9 protein-coding genes are annotated in these 17,672 nt (G+C 57.5%); 8 read left to right on the top strand and 1 reads right to left on the bottom strand.

Annotation, left to right across the window (positions count from 1 at the left end):
* The first annotated feature begins 8 nt into the window (after positions 1 to 8).
* The 7 genes from lapG to RT197_RS15390 all read left to right on the top strand — a co-directional run bounded on the left by lapG (position 9) and on the right by RT197_RS15390 (position 13,878).
* Positions 9 to 710, top strand: coding sequence for a cysteine protease LapG (lapG, locus tag RT197_RS15360; protein ID WP_312952022.1), 702 nt, complete (start codon positions 9 to 11; stop codon positions 708 to 710).
* A 9-nt stretch (positions 711 to 719) separates the two neighbouring features.
* Positions 720 to 2,684 carry a cyclic di-GMP receptor LapD gene (lapD, locus tag RT197_RS15365; protein ID WP_312952023.1) on the top strand — a complete coding sequence of 655 codons (1,965 nt, stop codon included), beginning with the start codon at positions 720 to 722 and terminating at the stop codon, positions 2,682 to 2,684.
* A gap of 2 nt (positions 2,685 to 2,686) precedes the next feature.
* Complete coding sequence (locus RT197_RS15370; protein WP_312952024.1) at positions 2,687 to 3,013, top strand: tryptophan synthase subunit beta; 327 nt, start codon at positions 2,687 to 2,689, stop codon at positions 3,011 to 3,013.
* Between the two features lie 295 nt (positions 3,014 to 3,308).
* Positions 3,309 to 8,723, top strand: a complete 5,415-nt coding sequence (locus RT197_RS15375) for a hypothetical protein (protein ID WP_312952025.1) — start codon at positions 3,309 to 3,311, stop codon at positions 8,721 to 8,723.
* A 199-nt stretch (positions 8,724 to 8,922) separates the two neighbouring features.
* A complete protein-coding gene (locus tag RT197_RS15380) occupies positions 8,923 to 10,275 on the top strand; it encodes a TolC family outer membrane protein (RefSeq protein WP_312952026.1) in 1,353 nt (450 codons plus the stop codon).
* 74 nt (positions 10,276 to 10,349) lie between these two features.
* Positions 10,350 to 12,527 (top strand): type I secretion system permease/ATPase, encoded by a 2,178-nt coding sequence (locus tag RT197_RS15385; protein ID WP_312952027.1) that lies wholly within the window; start codon positions 10,350 to 10,352, stop codon positions 12,525 to 12,527.
* On the top strand, positions 12,514 to 13,878 hold the full coding sequence (locus RT197_RS15390) for an HlyD family type I secretion periplasmic adaptor subunit (protein ID WP_312952028.1): 1,365 nt from the start codon (positions 12,514 to 12,516) through the stop codon (positions 13,876 to 13,878). The genes RT197_RS15385 and RT197_RS15390 overlap by 14 nt, the downstream gene beginning before the upstream one ends.
* Before the next feature lie 585 nt (positions 13,879 to 14,463).
* On the opposite strand, the gene proP is transcribed toward RT197_RS15390, so the two are convergent.
* The gene (gene proP / locus RT197_RS15395; protein WP_312952029.1) at positions 14,464 to 15,966 is read right to left on the bottom strand and encodes a glycine betaine/L-proline transporter ProP; all 1,503 of its coding nucleotides are present in this window, start codon (positions 15,964 to 15,966) and stop codon (positions 14,464 to 14,466) included.
* 678 nt (positions 15,967 to 16,644) lie between these two features.
* On the opposite strand from proP, the gene kdgT reads away from it, so the two are divergent.
* Positions 16,645 to 17,652, top strand: a complete 1,008-nt coding sequence (kdgT, locus tag RT197_RS15400; RefSeq protein WP_312952030.1) for a 2-keto-3-deoxygluconate transporter — start codon at positions 16,645 to 16,647, stop codon at positions 17,650 to 17,652.
* The last annotated feature ends 20 nt before the right edge of the window (positions 17,653 to 17,672 follow it).

Genomic DNA, 17,672 nt, shown 5'->3' on the forward strand with positions numbered 1-17,672 from the left:
TATGATCGATGAGCCGATGCCTTTTTGGTATTAACACCGCCCCCAACCGGCAACGATGGTTATCGTTCTGGCTGCTGGCGCTGCTTGTCATATCGCCGGGGCTGGGCGCAGGCTGGGACTTTAATGCCATTCAGCAGCGCACCCGACAGCTATATGGCCCGGCGTCTCCCGCCGCCCAGCAGCGCATTGATGAATGGGCGGCGTTACTGAATAATGCCCGCTCCGCCAGCGTGCAGGAGAAATTAGCGCTGGCAAATCAGTTCTTTAATACGCGTATGGACTTTCGCGATGATAGTGTAGTCTGGCAACAACAGGATTATTGGGCCACCCCGATTGAGTTTTTACGCAAAGGTGCAGGAGATTGCGAGGATTACGCCATCGCAAAATATTTCACGCTCCGTGAAATTGGGGTTCCTGCTAACCAGCTACGTATTACTTATGTTAAGGCGTTACAGCTGAATCAGGCGCATATGGTCGTCACCTGGTATTCCACGCCGGAGGCGATCCCCCTTGTTCTTGATAACCTGAAAACGGCTATTTTACCCGCCACGCAGCGCACCGATCTGCTCCCCGTCTATGCATTTAACGGTGAGGGATTATGGCTACCGCAGGCGGGAGGAAATAAGCGTGTGGGTGACAGCAAACGGCTTTCCCGCTGGCAGGATCTTCTCACCAGAATGCGTGCAGAAGGATTTGAACTTAATGAATAGGAAGTAGCCATGTCCCTTTATAAACAGCTACTGATCGGCATATGTCTGTTTACGTTTTTTCTTTTCTGCGGCAACTTTGTGGTGACGCTGGAGAGTTCACGCGAGCAGTATCGTAATCAGCTGAGCGCGCACGCCCAGGATGCCGCGACCGCGCTGGGTTTGTCGCTGACCACGCATATCGACGATCCGACCATGACCGAACTGATGGTCAATTCTATTTTCGACAGCGGCTATTTTTACAGCATCCGGGTGGTCGACATTAAAACCGGCAAGCCGCTGATTGAGCGCCGTGACACCCCGCAGAACGCCAGCGTTCCGCAGTGGTTTGCCGACGTCGTGGCGCTCAATCCGGGCATGGGCGACGCTATCGTCATGCGCGGCTGGACCCAGGCCGCGCGCGTCGAAGTGGTCAGCCATCCGATGTTTGCCCTCGCGCGCCTGTGGGACAGCACCATCGCCAGCTTCCTGTGGCTGGTCGGCTGTAGCGCGCTGTGCGTGCTCGGTGCCACCCTGCTGCTGCGTCGTCGCCTGCGTCCGCTGAACTACATCGTCGAACAGGCCATGGCCATCAGCCGCCGCGAGTTTCTGAACCTGCCCGCGTTGCCAAAAACGCCCGAACTGCGTCGGGTGGTCGAAGCCACCAACATGATGGTCACCCAGCTTAAAGCGCTGTTCAGCGAGCAGGCACAGCGCACCGAGGCATTGCGTCAGGAGGCCTATCACGACCCGCTCACCGGCGTAAGCAACCGCCGCGCCTTTGATATTCATTTGCAGTCCCGCCTGAGCGATGAAGAGAAAGCGTCCGGGCATCTTATTTTGCTGCGAGTTCAGGATTTGATGGGCCTGAACCAGCGTATGGGCGGTGCAAAAACCGACCAGCTCTTAAAAGCGATTTCCCGGCTGCTGACGGAGATCCAGGCGCGCTTTTATCATACCGACAGCCTGCTGGCCCGCGTGCGCGGCGGCGAATTCGCCCTGATCGTTCCCGGCATACTGCCACAGGAGATGGATACGCTGGTCAACATGCTCAGCACCCAGCTCAAAGCGCTGCATGAGACTGGCTTAAGCGACGTCTCCCCCGTCGCCCATTTTGCGCAGGTGCCCTATCATTTCGGCGACACGCCGCAGGCCGTACTTGCCCAGGCGGATCAGGCGCTGGCGATGGCGGAAACCGAAATGCGCTATTTTGCCACTCACAGCGGCGAGCCGCTGGCCGGTGCCGAAGCGGAAGCCGAAGACGATCACCATGTCTGGCATAACCGGTTGACGGCGGTATTACAAAACGAGTCTTTCGCGCTGTTTTCGCAGCCGGTTTTTGAATGTAATCAGCAGCATGTACCCCTGCACCACAAAATTCTCGCGCGTATCAAGCTGCCGGACGGCGAAATCATCGCGGCAGGCCGCTTTATGCCGTGGATCCACCGGCTCGCGCTGGGCCGCCGGATGGATCTGGTGATGCTGCGCCAGACCCTGCGCGCCATGGAACACAACGACGATCGCCTCGCGCTTAGCATCAGCGGAGAAAGCGTCGCGGACGACGAGAGCCTGAACGCGCTGCTGCATCCTCTGAAGCAGGTCCCGCACCTCGCCGCCCGCCTGACGCTGGAGCTTGATGAAAACGAACTGCCGGACACTGAACGCGTCAATACGCTGGTGAAAAAGCTGCGTGAGACCGGCTGCCGCCTCGGCATCCAGCACTTTGGCGGACGTTTTCACCTCATCGGCAACCTGCCGCAGTGGGGGCTGGCGTGGATCAAAGTCGATGGCGGCTACATTCGTCATATTGATACTGAAAATGACAAAAAGCTGTTTATCGAAGCGATCTACTGGGCGACCAGGCAGATCAACCTTCCCCTCATCGCCGAACGGGTGGAGACGGAAGGCGAACTCGGCGTCCTCGAAAAAATCGGTCTTTACGGCGCGATGGGACGCTATTTTGGCGATGCCACCCGGCTGATTCAACAAGGAGATTGACCATGTACTATATCGAGCGAGATGCCGGAGGACGGATTGTCCGGCTTGAGGATCAGCCGTTTAACGCAATGACGGAACAGAGCGCCGATCTGACGCCCGAACTAAGCGAATGGTATAAAAATGCGACGTTAACACAGTTGCGGCAAAGCGATCTGGAGATGGTTCGCGTGCTGGAGGACCTGATCGAAGTGCTGATGAGTAAAGGCGTGATCAGCATTACCGACCTGCCGCCCGCCGCACAAATGAAGCTGATCAACCGTGCGCAGGCGCGCCGGACGCTCAGCGGTCTGGAAGGATTAATCGCCGATGAAGACGAAGGTTTAATTTAGCCACGCTACACACTCACCCACTAAAGCAGGCAGAAATCGTTTACAAATACCTGACCCATTTCTTAGCCTGCTATCATTAGTTAACAATCCATTCATATCATCTCTCATATTTTCCTCTAATTTAGTAATCACTTAACCAAAATCATACCTGAATCAAAAAAATCACGTTGCGTAAGTGTTACTTTTATTTACTAAGATTGGATTTTAGCAATGCTTAAATAGCGCACTTTTGGTATTCTGTGCTCAAAAATCAGGCGGAATGAACGGATGGGCGCAGGCCTTCGAGGAAAATGACATGAGCGGCGTGGGTGGGATCGTTAAAACCGTCATCGGACAGGTATACGCAGTAGCTCCTGACGGGAGCAGGCGTTTGCTGCTCGAAGGCGATCGGCTTGTTAACGGTGAACAGATACAAACCGGCGTATCGGGCGCGATCAGCATTTCACTGGACGACGGCAAAACTCTCGCACTTGGCCGCGACACCACCTGGGATGGCAACGCCATTTCAACCCACTCCACCACCACCCAGCAGGATGACGTCGCCGCTTTACAGCAGGCCATCGCTGACGGTCAGGACCCGACGCAAACCCTCGAAGCTCCTGCCGCGGGCCCACAGGCTGACGCCGACGGCCCCGTCACTGGCGGCAGCGGTGGCGGATCGCACACCCACGTTGTGCTCGACCTCACCGCCGAGATCCTTAACCCAACCGCAGGCTACCCCACCATCGGCCTCGACTTCCCCGACGGCACCCCGCCAGATGAACTCACGCGTTTGAATGATGGGGATGCGGATGCGGATGCTGATGCGGACGCTGATTCTGACGCAGATGCCGACGCGGATGCGGATGCAGATGCCGATTCTGACGCGGATGCAGATTCCGACGCAGACGCGGACGCCGATTCTGATGCAGACGCCGATGCTGATGCCGATTCTGACGCAGACGCAGATGCGGACTCTGATGCAGATTCCGACGCGGATGCTGATGCAGATGCCGACGCTGATGCGGATTCAGATGCCGATTCTGACGCAGACGCAGATGCGGACTCTGATGCAGATTCCGACGCGGACGCGGACGCGGACGCAGATTCTGATGCAGACGCCGATGCTGATGCCGATTCTGACGCAGACTCCGACGCGGATGCCGATGCCGATGCGGACGCAGATGCCGATGCAGATTCCGACGCCGATGCGGATTCAGATGCAGACGCGGATGCTGATGCCGACTCTGACGCAGATGCCGACTCCGATGCGGATTCAGATGCAGACGCGGATTCTGACGCAGACGCAGATGCCGATGCGGACTCTGATGCAGATTCCGACGCGGATGCCGATGCGGACGCGGACGCGGATTCTGACGCAGACGCAGACGCTGACGCCGATGCGGATGCTGATTCCGACGCGGATGCGGATGCGGACGCAGACTCTGATGCAGATTCTGATGCCGATGCGGATTCGGATGCAGATGCGGATTCTGACGCTGACGCGGATGCGGACGCAGACGCGGACGCCGATTCTGACTCAGATGCCGATGCTGACGCGGACTCTGATGCCGATGCGGACGCTGATGCTGACTCCGATGCGGATGCAGATGCGGACTCTGACGCTGATGCCGACGCGGATTCTGATGCTGACGCCGATGCCGATTCCGACGCTGATGCAGATGCAGATGCGGACTCTGATGCGGACGCTGACGCCGATGCGGATGCGGATGCGGACGCTGATGCAGATTCTGATGCCGACTCCGACGCGGATGCCGATTCCGACGCCGATGCGGATTCTGACGCAGATGCTGACGCGGACTCCGATGCGGACTCCGATGCGGACGCAGATGCGGATTCAGATGCCGATTCTGACGCCGATGCGGATTCCGACGCCGATGCAGACGCGGATGCGGATTCAGATGCCGATTCTGACGCCGATGCGGACGCAGATGCCGATGCCGATGCAGATTCCGACGCAGACGCGGACGCGGACGCAGATTCTGATGCAGACGCCGATGCTGATGCCGATTCTGACGCAGACTCCGACGCGGATGCCGATGCCGATGCCGATGCGGACGCAGATGCCGATGCGGACTCAGATGCGGATGCGGATGCAGACGCCGATTCCGATGCTGACGCGGACTCAGATGCGGATTCCGACGCCGATGCGGATTCTGACGCAGATGCTGACGCGGACTCCGATGCGGACTCCGATGCGGACGCAGATGCGGATTCAGATGCCGATTCTGACGCCGATGCGGATTCCGACGCCGATGCAGACGCGGATGCGGATTCAGATGCCGATTCTGACGCCGATGCGGACGCAGATGCGGATTCAGATGCAGACGCAGATGCCGATGCGGATTCTGACGCCGATGCGGACTCTGACGCAGATGCGGATGCGGATGCGGATTCTGATGCAGACGCCGATGCTGATGCCGATTCTGACGCAGACTCCGACGCAGACTCCGACGCGGATGCCGATGCCGATGCGGACTCAGATGCGGATGCGGATGCTGATGCTGACTCCGATGCTGACGCGGATGCGGACGCAGACGCCGATGCAGACGCGGACGCGGACGCGGATGCTGATGCGGACGCAGATGCCGATGCTGACGCGGACTCCGATGCTGACGCGGACGCGGATTCTGACTCAGATGCCGACTCTGATGCCGATGCGGACTCCGACGCGGATGCAGATGCAGATGCCGATGCGGACTCAGATGCGGATGCGGATGCTGACTCCGATGCTGACGCGGATGCGGACGCAGACGCCGATGCAGACGCGGACGCGGACGCGGATGCTGATGCGGACTCCGATGCAGATGCTGACGCCGATGCAGATGCCGATGCTGATGCTGATGCCGATTCTGACGCAGACTCCGACGCGGATGCCGATGCCGATGCCGATGCCGATGCTGATGCAGATGCAGACGCAGATTCTGATGCCGACTCCGATGCCGATGCAGACTCTGATGCGGATTCTGACGCAGATTCTGATGCGGATGCCGACTCTGACGCAGATGCCGACTCCGATGCGGATTCAGATGCAGACGCGGACGCAGATGCCGACTCCGATGCAGATGCTGACGCGGACGCAGATGCCGATTCTGACGCAGACGCCGACTCTGATGCCGATGCCGATACGGACGCGGACGCAGATGCCGATGCGGACTCCGACGCGGATGCCGATGCAGATGCAGATTCTGACGCAGAAGCTGACGCCGATGCAGACTCTGACGCAGATGCTGATGCTGATGCAGATGCCGATTCTGATGCGGATGCGGATGCTGACGCCGATGCGGATGCCGACTCCGATGCGGATGCAGACGCGGACGCCGATTCTGACGCCGATGCGGATGCTGATTCCGACGCTGATGCAGACGCGGATGCGGATTCTGATGCGGATGCCGATGCTGACTCTGACGCAGATGCGGATGCGGATTCTGACGCAGACGCCGATGCGGATGCTGATTCCGACGCGGATGCAGACGCGGATTCAGATGCAGATGCCGATTCGGACGCCGATGCGGATTCCGACGCCGATGCGGATGCTGATGCTGACTCCGACGCAGATGCAGATGCGGACTCTGATGCAGATTCCGACGCAGACGCGGATGCTGATGCAGACTCCGACGCGGATGCGGATGCAGACTCCGACGCGGATGCGGATGCGGATGCAGACTCCGACGCGGATGCGGATGCGGATGCAGATGCGGACTCTGATGCAGATTCCGACGCGGATGCGGATGCAGATGCGGACTCGGATGCAGATTCCGACGCGGACTCCGACGCCGACGCCGACTCTGACTCTGATTCCGACACTGATGCGGACTCTGATGCAGATTCCGACGCAGACGCTGACGCCGATGCGGACGCTGATGCGGATTCCGACGCCGATGCAGACTCAGACGCCGATGCCGACGCAGATGCGGACTCTGATGCTGACGCCGATGCCGACTCCGATGCGGATGCTGATTCTGACGCGGACTCCGACGCCGATGCCGACTCCGACTCTGATTCCGACGCCGATTCCGACACCGATCTCCACGTCCATGTTGATGTCTCACAAACTGCCGTGCAGACCGGTAGTGAGGTCATCCATATTAACGGTGGGAGCAAGGACCCTAACGGGTTTGATATTCAGGATGGCAAGATTGTTGCCATTGGCTCCAATGTGCGGGTCTGGCTGACGCCGACCAGCCCGGATGGCAAGATCGCCGGGGATAGCGTTCCCGATCATGACAGCGCGTCGCAGATTAAATATTACGATCAGTCCAGTAATGCCAATACGGATAATTCAGCGAAGGGTTATACCGATATTTTTGTCGTCGGCAGTCATACCGGCGGCTATTACCAGCAGGGTGACTGGCAGCCCAGCCAGGCGCAGTTCAGGGATCTGAAAGGGATTACCGGTAACGGCGGCGTGCAGCAGGGCGATGTCGGCAAGGACTATATTTTTGTCAGCGGTAATAGCGAGAATTATAACGTCAGCTATAGCTCGAATAATAATGCCGCCACGCAGAATAATACCTATGACGGCCTGAAGATCGTCGATAAAACGACCGGTAAAGGGCTGTATGAAAACGCTAACCATATTGAAGGCGTGATTTTTGGTAATGGCACGACGTCTTCGTCGGGCAGTACTACCACGACGGTCACGACCACTACGGTGAACCATATTACCGTCGATATCCATCTGGCGTTAACCAGCGATGTCGCCGATGCCCATTTAACGCAGATCACGCTGTCCGGTATCCCTGAAGGCGCGACCTTTACCGGCAATCATATTACCGCCACCTGGGATCACGGGGTCTATACGCTGACGCTTAATGGCTCAACCTTCGATGGGCAACTGTCGGTGGATCTGCCGGAAGGCCAGAGCAAACTGGGCGAGATTACGCTGGGCGTCGACTCTACCGTGGCCGATCAGCATCAGACAGAATTCACCATTAGCGGTGAGAACGGCACGCACTTTGATAGCAGTGAACATGCCCTTAGCGCGGATGAGCAGCATGCGGAGATGACCACCCATACGTTGATGGTGTCGCACGAAGACAGCAGCGATACCTCGCACGCGCGGGCTGATACACAGGATCAGCAGGCTGAAGATCACAGCCAGCAGGCCGATAACCAAAGCGAGCCTGCCGATGACCACAGCCAGCAGGCCAATACGCACAGCGAGCCTGCCGATGACCACAGCCAGCAGGCCGATACGCACAGCGAGCCTGCCGACGACCACAGCCAGCAGGCCAATACGCACAGCGAGCCTGCCGACGACCACAACCAGCAAGCGAACGCTCACGACAGCGATGCGCAGCAAACTGCCGGGCTGATTGATGATAGCGAACTGCCGCTAAGCGCCGATAAAAACAGCGTTACCGCGCCGGAAAAGCACGCGGCGGGGTCGCAGGAAACGTCGCTGAGTAATCTGTTGGGCGAGGATCACCCTGACGAAACGGATAACGCGCAGACCTCTGCCGATCATCATGGATCGGATGAGCACGCGGCCCAGGCGATCCTGACGCCGGAAGATCCGATCCAGCTTAGCGATGTGATGAGCGATGCCGACACCAGCCACGATATCAGCAGCCTGCTCCACACCATCGCGCCGGACGCACCGGTTGAGCATGATGCGCCCGCTGCGCCTGAAGCCGACAGTTATCATGCCGTTGACGAGTCGCTGGTTGAAAATCTGATCGCCAAACCGGAAGAGCTGCACAGCTAAAAATGGCCCGTCGCCGTTGCTCCTCTTCCCGAAGAGAAACGGCGGCGATGAACTGTCTCAACGCAGACAGGTTGGGCTCGGGGCGGGAACCCCCGATACAGTCTGACCAGGAAATTAAACGTTAATTATCTGAAGACATCATCTCTGATGGGCAGCAAGCCAACAATCAGGGAAATGATCGCAGGAAAAGGACGACAATATGAAATATCGCAGCCAATTACTGTTAGGGATCTCGCTCCCGCTGCTGACGCTCGGGGCGGCGCATGCCACCACGCTGGAAAAAGCGATTAAAGATACGCTGGCATGGCACCCGGAGGTGAGTTCGTCCTCCAACAGCCGCTACTCGGCGGATCAGGATCTGCGTTCTGCGCAGGGCGGCTATCTGCCGTCGCTGGATCTCCAGGCGGGCACCGGCTGGGAGCAGACCGATAACTCCACCACCCGCGCGGAAGGCGATCATCTGCGTGATTTACACCGCAGCGAGTCGAGCATTAACCTGACGCAAAATCTGTTTAACGGTTTTGCGACCACCAGCGAGGTCGCGCGGCAGAAAGCGACGGTGAACTCGCGCGCGTGGACGGTGCTCAATACCAGCGAAGGCACCGCGCTGACCACCGTGCAGACCTATATCGGCGTGCTGATGCGCCAGAAAATGGTGGCGCTGGCGGAAGAGAATCTGAAGAACCACGAGCGCGTGTTCGATCAGATTAAGCTGCGCACCGAGCAGGGCGTCGGACGTCAGGCGGACTACGAACAGGCGGAAGCGCGTCTGGCGCAGGCGCGTAATAACCTGCTGACCGAACAGACCAATCTGGAAGACGCTAAAGCCAATTATCAAAGCGTGACCGGCAGTGAACCGGTCGATCTCGCGATGCCGATGAAGTTCCCGGTGCCCGACTCGCTTGAACAGGCCAAACGCGACATGCTGGAAAACAGCCCGCTGTTAAAACAGGCCGCCGCTGACGTCGAGGCAACGCGCCAGCAGTATGAAGCGCAGAAGTCCCGTTTTTACCCGAACGTGAATATGGAGCTGGGCCGGACGATGGATAACAACATCGACGGCACGCGCGGTCATAGCCAGGAGTGGCAGGCGATGGTACGGATGCGCTACAACCTGTATAACGGCGGCAGCGATAAGGCCACGTTAACGTCTTACGCCTATAAGATGAAAGAGGCGGAAGACGTCAGAAATAACGCTCTGCGCCAGCTTAATGAAGAGCTGCGGCTGTCGTGGAACGCCCTGCAAAACGCGGAAAAACAGGTGCCTGTCGCCAAAGAGTATGCGGAGCGCAGTATGACCGTGCGCACCGCCTATCAGGAACAGTTCAGCCTCGGCGACCGTACCCTGCTGGATATGCTGGACAGCGAAAACGAAGTGTTCACCGCCCAGCGGCGCTACGTTGAAATGCAGTTTACCGAGATGTTCAGCACCTATCGCATCAGCGCCCGTACCGGCATGTTGCTGAAAACGCTGAATATCCAGCCGCCGTCCGCTGCCCAGCCGCTGGATGAGATGCAGACGTCAAAAACTGAGTTACCCGATCTTAAATAGCGTACTATTTTAGGATCTCTGATGGGTTATTCCTGATGGAATAACCCGTTTTTTATGGCACCTAAGGTCAGGTTATGGCTGATTACACCGAGCTTCCCGACATCCCCGTCGATAACACATTAAAAAACGATCCGCGTCAGCGTCATGATGATCCGCTGGTGGACTGTTTAATGGTGATCTGCCGCCTGCACGGCGTGACGACCACCCGCACCCAGCTCACTGCCGGGCTGCCGCTGGCGGCGCACTCGCTGACGTTAAGTGCCTTTCCCCGCGCGGCGCAGCGTGCCGGGCTGAAAGCCAGAGCCCTCCAGCGTCCGCTGGAAAAAATTACCGCCCTGTCGCTTCCGGCTATCGTTCTGCTAAGTCAGCAACGTGCCGCCGTGCTGATTGGCTGGGATGACGCAGGCCAGGCGCGCCTGCTTCCCAGCGAAACAGAGGGAGGTGAGGTCACGGTATCGCGCGCGGCGCTGGAAGAGGATTACGCCGGGACGGCGATTTTTATCCAGCCAGAGCACGATTATGTTAATCAACCCACCGCCACCATTCCGCGCACCAAAGCCTGGTTCCGGGACACGCTGAAGCTCTCGCGCTTCCTGTATGTGGATGCGGTCGTCGCCAGCTTCATCATCAATATTATCGCTCTCTCGACGCCGCTGTTCGTGATGAACGTGTATGACCGCGTGGTGCCCAATCAGGCCACCGCCACGCTGTGGGTGCTGGCGATCGGCATCACCATCGCGTTCGTATTTGATTTTGTCCTGAAGATATTACGCAGTATCTGCCTCGATCTGGCGGGAAAAAAGACCGATCTCATCGTCTCGGCGGCACTGTTTGAACGGCTGCTGGGGATGAAAATGAAAACCCGACCCCGGCGGGTTGGCAGCTTTGCGCAGAACTTTCAGGAGTTCCAGTCGCTGCGGGATTTTTTATCATCGCTCACTCTGACCGCGCTGATCGACCTGCCCTTTACGCTGCTGATCCTGCTGGTGATCGGCATTATCGGCGGTCCGCTGGTGTTTATCCCGCTGCTGGCCTATCCCATCGCGCTGCTGGTGAACTGGGCTATCCAGCGTCCGCTGCTGTCGACCATTGAAAAAACGTACAAGCTGGCCAACGAGCGCCAGGCGATGCTGATTGAGACGCTGGGCGGGCTGGACGCCATCAAGATTAACAATGCGCAGAGCGACCGCCAGTATCAGTGGGAGCAGATTATCGGTCAGCTCAGTAAGCTGGAAATGCGGGTGAAATCGCTCTCTTACGTGGCGGTCAATTTTACTACCTGGCTCCAGCAGGCGTGCGGCGTGACGATTATCGTCGCCGGGGTCTATATCATCATCAGCGGCAATCTCAGTATGGGCGGGCTGATTGCCTGCTATTTACTGACCCGCCGCGCGATGATCCCGGTGGGGCATCTGTGCAGCCTGGTGACGCGCTATCAGCGGGCCAGCATGACGAAAGTGACCATCGACCGCATGATGGCGCTGGAGCAGGAAAGCGAACAGGTCGAGGTGCCGTTGAAACGCGAAACGCTGTCCGGGGCGATTGAGTTACGCGACGTGACGTTCAGCTACCCTGATAATCAGTATGCGGCGCTGACCAATGTGTCGCTGACGATCGCGCCCGGCGAAAAGGTCGGCATTATCGGGCGCAGCGGCTCCGGCAAAAGCTCGCTGGCGAAGCTGCTACTCGGCTTTTATCAGCCTGACGCGGGCAGCGTGCTGATTGACGGCATTGATGCCCGGCAACTCGACGTTCACGATCTGCGGCACAACATCGGCTATGCGCCGCAGGATGTGTACTTGTTCAGCGGTACGCTGCGCGACAACCTGGTCTCTGGTGCCAGCTACGTTGACGAAGAGACCCTGCTGCGCGCGGCGCAACTTAGCGGCGTGCATGAGTTCGCCCGCCGTCACCCGTCCGGCTACAGTATGCAGGTAGGCGAGCGCGGCATGAACCTCTCCGGCGGTCAGCGCCAGGCGGTGACGCTGGCGCGGGCGCTGCTGCTCGACCCGCCGGTGCTGTTAATGGATGAGCCTACCAGCTCAATGGATAACACCAGCGAAGACCTGATTAAAAAAGCGCTGGCTCCGGTCATCAGCCAGAAGACGCTGCTGCTGGTGACCCATCGCGCCTCGCTGCTGTCGCTGGTGGATCGCCTGATTATTCTCGATAACGGTAAAATCATTGCCGACGGACCGAAAGAGAGCGTGATGAGCGCGCTGAAAAAAGGACAGATCCATGCGAACCGCTAATCCGCTTAGCCGCCTGCTGAACTGGCTGTTCAGCGATAAAAAAGCGCACGCCTTCTCAACCAGCGAAGTGAATAAAGCGCTGCTGGAGGATTCTCCGCGCGTCGTTCGGATCACTCTGTGGGCGATTTTCGCATTTTTTATGGCGCTGATCGCCTGGGCCTCCCTCGCCAGCATTGATGAAGTGACGCGCGGCGAAGGGAAGGCAATTCCTTCCTCCCGTCTGCAAAAAGTGCAGAATCTGGAAGGCGGTATTGTCGCCCAGGTGTTCGTGCATGAAGGCGAAGTGGTGCATGCAGGCGCGCCGCTGCTGCGTCTGGACGATACCCGCTTTAAGTCCAACGCGGGTGAGAGCGAAGCGGATCGGTTGTCGCTGCAGGCGCGTATTCAGCGTCTGAACGCCCAGCTTGGCGATCGGCCAACGCTGGTCCTCGACCCGGCTATCGTGAAAGAGGCTCCCGATATCGCCCAGGGGGAAATCGAGCTGTTTAACAGCATAAATAAACGTATTCAGGACGAAATCGCGGGCCTGAACGAACAACTGATCCAGAAAAAGCAGGAACTGCTCGACTATCAGTCTAAGCTGGCGCAGTACCGTAACAGCCTGCGCCTGCTTCAGCAGGAAATCTCAATGTCCGAACCGCTGGTCGCCAAAGGTGCCATCTCAAAAGTCGAAGTGCTGCGGCTGCGGCGCTCGGAGGTAGAGACGCGCGGGCAACTGGACTCCGTGACGCTCTCCATTCCCGGCGCGGAAGCGGCGATTAAAGAGATCCAAAGCAAAATTGGCGAAACCAAAGGCCGCTATCGCAGCGATGCCCTGTCGCAACTGAACGAGGCGCGCACCGATCTGAGTAAGATTGAAGCGTCAGGAAAAGCCATTGAAGACCGCGTTAACCGCACGCTGGTAACGTCGCCGGTGAAGGGCATCGTGCAGCAGCTTATGGTGAATACTATCGGCGGCGTGATCCAGCCGGGCAATGACCTGGTGGAGATCGTCCCCCTCGACGATACGCTGCTGATTGAGACCAAAATCCGCCCGCAGGATATTGCGTTTCTGCATCCCGGTCAGCGGGCGATAGTGAAATTTACCGCCTACGACTACACCATTTACGGCGGGCTGGAGGGCAAGCTTGAGCAAATCAGCCCGGATACGGTGACCGATAAAGACGGTAAAAGCTATTACGTGATCCGCCTGCGCACCGATAAAAACCACCTCGGCAGCGACAGCAAGCCGCTGCTGATTATTCCTGGCATGGTGGCCTCGGTGGATATTATTACCGGCAAGAAAACGATTCTGGCATATCTGATGAAGCCGATCCTGCGTGCCAGAGCGGAAGCGTTTCGCGAGCGGTAAGGCCGCGCGGGAAAAATAAATCCGGCATGGTGGTCAGTTGCGGGCTGCGCCCTCTCCCCAGAGAAAGGGCGGATGGCGGGTACAAAGCCACCCTCTCCCTAAGGGAGAGGGAACTGACCGAGTGCGGGGTAACGTCCAGTGTCAGTTTTCTCCCTTTACCTAAGGGAGAGGGAACTGACCGAGTGCGGGGTAACGTCCGGTGTCGGTTTTCTCACTCTCCCCCGGGGAGAGGGCCGGGGTGAGGGGAATTGCCGGTACGGTGTCCCTTCCCTCTCCCTAACCCTCTCCCTTAGGGAGAGGGAACTGACCGAGTGCGGGATGACGTCCGTTGCCGGTTTTCTCACTCTCCCCTGGGGAGAGGGCCGGGGTGAGGGGAATTGCTGGTACGGTGTCCCTTCCCTCTCCCTAACCCTCTCCCTAAGGGAGAGGGAACTGACCGAGTGCGGAGTAACGTCCGGTGCCGGTTTTCTCCCTCTCCCTTAGGGAGAGGGAACTGACCGAGTGCGGGGTAACGTCCGGTGCCGGTTTTCTCCCTCTCCCCCGGGGAGAGGGCCGGGGTGAGGGGGAGCGCATCGAGCGGGAACGTTAGTCGTTAATCACCGGGTGCTGCTGCACCAGACGCGACCGTTTTTCCTGAAGATCGGCAATTTCTTTGTCGATATCTTCGATTTTCTGCTCAATGTTATCGTGATGTTCCTGAAGGATCTCTTTCGCTTCCTGGATATCCGACGCGGCGGGCGTCGCCCCTTTCAGCGGCAGATTCGCCGTTTCCTTCATAGTCAGACCGGTAATCAAACCAATCACCGCCACGACCATCAGGTAATAAGCAGGCATCATCAGATCCTGCGAGGTCTCCACCAGCCAGGCTGCCAGCGTCGGGGTCAGACCCGCCACCAGTACCGAGATGTTGAAGGCGCTGGCGAGCGCGCTGTAGCGAATGTGCGTCGGGAACATCGCTGGCAGCGACGAGGCCATCACCCCGGTAAAGCAGTTAAGGATCACCGCCAGCATCAGCAGGCCCGCAAAAATCAGACCGAGCACGTTACTGTTAATCAGAATGAACGCCGGGATCGCCAGTACCAGCAGCGCCACGCTGCCCATCAGCACGAACGGGCGGCGGCCGAATCGGTCGCTGAGCAGCCCCATCACTGGCTGTACAAACAGCATACCGATCATAATGGCGATGATAATCAGCACGCCATGATCTTCAGAGTAATGCAGGTTGTGCGACAGGTAGCTCGGCATATAGGTGAGCAGCATGTAGTAGGTCACGTTGGTCGCGATGACCAGACCGACACAGGCCAGCAGGCTACGCCAGTGTTTGGTGGCGATCTCTTTAAAGGAGACTTTCGGCCCTTCCTGAAGACCCTGACGATCGCCCTGCTCCAGCTTATCAACGTGCTGCTGGAAGGCCGGTGTCTCTTCCAGTGCGTGACGCAGATAGAGACCAATCAGGCCCAGCGGCAGTGCCAGGAAGAACGGAATACGCCAGCCCCAGTCGAGGAAGTTCTGCTCGCCGACCACCGTCGAAAGCAGCACGACCACGCCCGCACCCAGCACAAATCCGGCAATCGAGCCGAAATCCAGCCAGCTTCCCATAAAGCCGCGTTTGCGGTCAGGCGAGTATTCCGCCACAAAGATGGACGCGCCGGTGTATTCGCCGCCGACCGAGAAGCCCTGCGCCATCTTACACAGCAACAGCAGGATGGGTGCCCAGATGCCAATCGATTCATAAGAGGGTATCAGGCCGATACAGAAGGTACTGACGGACATAATAATGATGGTGATCGACAATATTTTTTGTCGCCCATACTTATCGCCCAGCATACCGAAGAACAATCCGCCAAGCGGACGGATCAGGAAGGGAACGGAGAATGTCCCGAGCGCGGCGATCATCTGCACGCTGGGATCGGCATCCGGGAAGAAGACCTTACCCAATGCATAAGCAACAAAGCCATAAACACCGAAATCAAACCACTCCATCGCATTACCGAGCGATGCGGCGGTGATTGCTTTACGCAGTTTGGCATCATCAATGATGGTGACATCGCGCAGGGTGATAGGTTTTACTTTTTTCCTTTTAAGCATAGTTATCCTCATTAACTTTCGCCCTGAACGACCAACGCAAACACATCGTCAGCCGTTGACGACGGCGGTTGCCCGCGAGCGGAGCTGCATGCTTAGCAGCCGACATTTCAAGCGTAGCAGGTTTACCTCTACTGACTGGCTAAAGCCTGCGCAGGTAAACACATTCACAACATGAATTATTTGCCTACATTACCAGCGTTTAAAAATGTGATCAACTTCACGAAATTATTCCGGCTTCGTCAGCTGCGGTCATTAATTGCAAGGATGCTTATGGTTAGCAGTAAAAGTTTTTCAGGATTTGTGGCCCGCGTGTCATTATTTCTCACGGCGGTTGCAAACAAATAACCCTGCTGATTATTCCACCATTTGCCCATCCCACGCCCCAAAAATTCACAATACATTTACATTACTTTTAGCAATCAATCGCGGCGAAAACTTTTACGCAAAATATGTGACGAAGATAACTAAAACACCGTTTTATTTTCATTGAATCGATATTCCAATGAATGCATCATAATGCCCAGATTAACGCATAAGGGGTAGTTAAAGGCGGTTAAAGGCTCATTACCCGGACATGTTTTACTGACACATCCATAGTCGCATTAATATTTAACGACATGAATTTAATGCATTTTTATCCCTTTCATCCTCTCGTGGGATGCAAAGTGAGGACGCAAAATGAAAATCAAAGCCACGATTGAACGTATCCCCGGCGGGATGATGTTGATTCCTCTGTTACTGGGCGCGGTGCTTAATACATTCGCGCCGGATACCGGGGCTTATTTTGGATCTTTTACCAAAGGGATGATTAGCGGAACGGTTCCCATTCTGGCCGTCTGGTTTTTTTGTATTGGCGCATCAATAGATTTGCGGGCAACCGGAACGGTATTACGCAAATCCGGTACGCTGGTGTTAACCAAAATTGCCGTGGCCTGGGCGGTGGCAATGATCGCTGCGTCATTTATTCCTGATACCGGTATTCAGACCGGTTTCTTCGCCGGATTGTCGGTACTGGCCATCGTGTCCGCGATGGACATGACCAACGGCGGATTATACGCCAGCCTGATGAATCAATACGGCACGAAAGAAGAGTCCGGCGCGTTTGTGCTGATGTCCCTGGAATCCGGGCCGTTGATGACCATGGTGATCCTCGGCACGGCGGGCCTCGCCTCTTTCGAACCGCATCATTTCGTGGGCGCTGTGCTGCCGTTCCTGATTGGCTTTGCGCTGGGTAATCTGGATCACGATTTACGCGCGTTTTTCAGCAAGGCAACGCCGGTGCTGATCCCATTCTTCGGCTTTGCGCTGGGGAATACCATCAACCTGGCGGTGATTATGCACACCGGCCTGCTGGGCGTGGTGCTGGGCGTAGGGGTGATTATCATTACCGGTATTCCGCTGATTATCGCTGACCGGGTGATTGGCGGCGGTAACGGGACTGCGGGGGTGGCAGCGTCTTCAGCCGCAGGCGCGGCGGTGGCGAATCCGGTGATTATTGCCCAGATCAACCCGGCCTTTGAACCGGTTGCCGCCTCCGCCACGGCGCTGGTTGCTGCCAGCGTAATCGTGACGGCGATTCTGGTGCCGATTATTACCGCCCTGTACGCCCGCCGCTTTGGTGAGCCGAAGGCCGCGGTGGCAGAAGCCGAAGCGGTGGATGTAACCACGCAAACGCAGAATCATTAAGCAGTCGCACCCTTTCCCCG

The organism is Superficieibacter sp. (assembly GCF_032071645.1).
Classification (GTDB): Bacteria; Pseudomonadota; Gammaproteobacteria; order Enterobacterales; family Enterobacteriaceae; genus Superficieibacter.

Coding starts and splice junctions, on each gene's coding strand:
- RT197_RS15380 (WP_312952026.1), top strand. CDS start 8,923: ATGAAATATCGCAGCCAATTACTGTTAGGGATCTCGCTCCCGCTGCTG.
- RT197_RS15370 (WP_312952024.1), top strand. CDS start 2,687: ATGTACTATATCGAGCGAGATGCCGGAGGACGGATTGTCCGGCTTGAG.
- RT197_RS15390 (WP_312952028.1), top strand. CDS start 12,514: ATGCGAACCGCTAATCCGCTTAGCCGCCTGCTGAACTGGCTGTTCAGC.
- kdgT (WP_312952030.1), top strand. CDS start 16,645: ATGAAAATCAAAGCCACGATTGAACGTATCCCCGGCGGGATGATGTTG.
- lapD (WP_312952023.1), top strand. CDS start 720: ATGTCCCTTTATAAACAGCTACTGATCGGCATATGTCTGTTTACGTTT.
- RT197_RS15375 (WP_312952025.1), top strand. CDS start 3,309: ATGAGCGGCGTGGGTGGGATCGTTAAAACCGTCATCGGACAGGTATAC.
- RT197_RS15385 (WP_312952027.1), top strand. CDS start 10,350: ATGGCTGATTACACCGAGCTTCCCGACATCCCCGTCGATAACACATTA.
- proP (WP_312952029.1), bottom strand. CDS start 15,966: ATGCTTAAAAGGAAAAAAGTAAAACCTATCACCCTGCGCGATGTCACC.
- lapG (WP_312952022.1), top strand. CDS start 9: ATGAGCCGATGCCTTTTTGGTATTAACACCGCCCCCAACCGGCAACGA.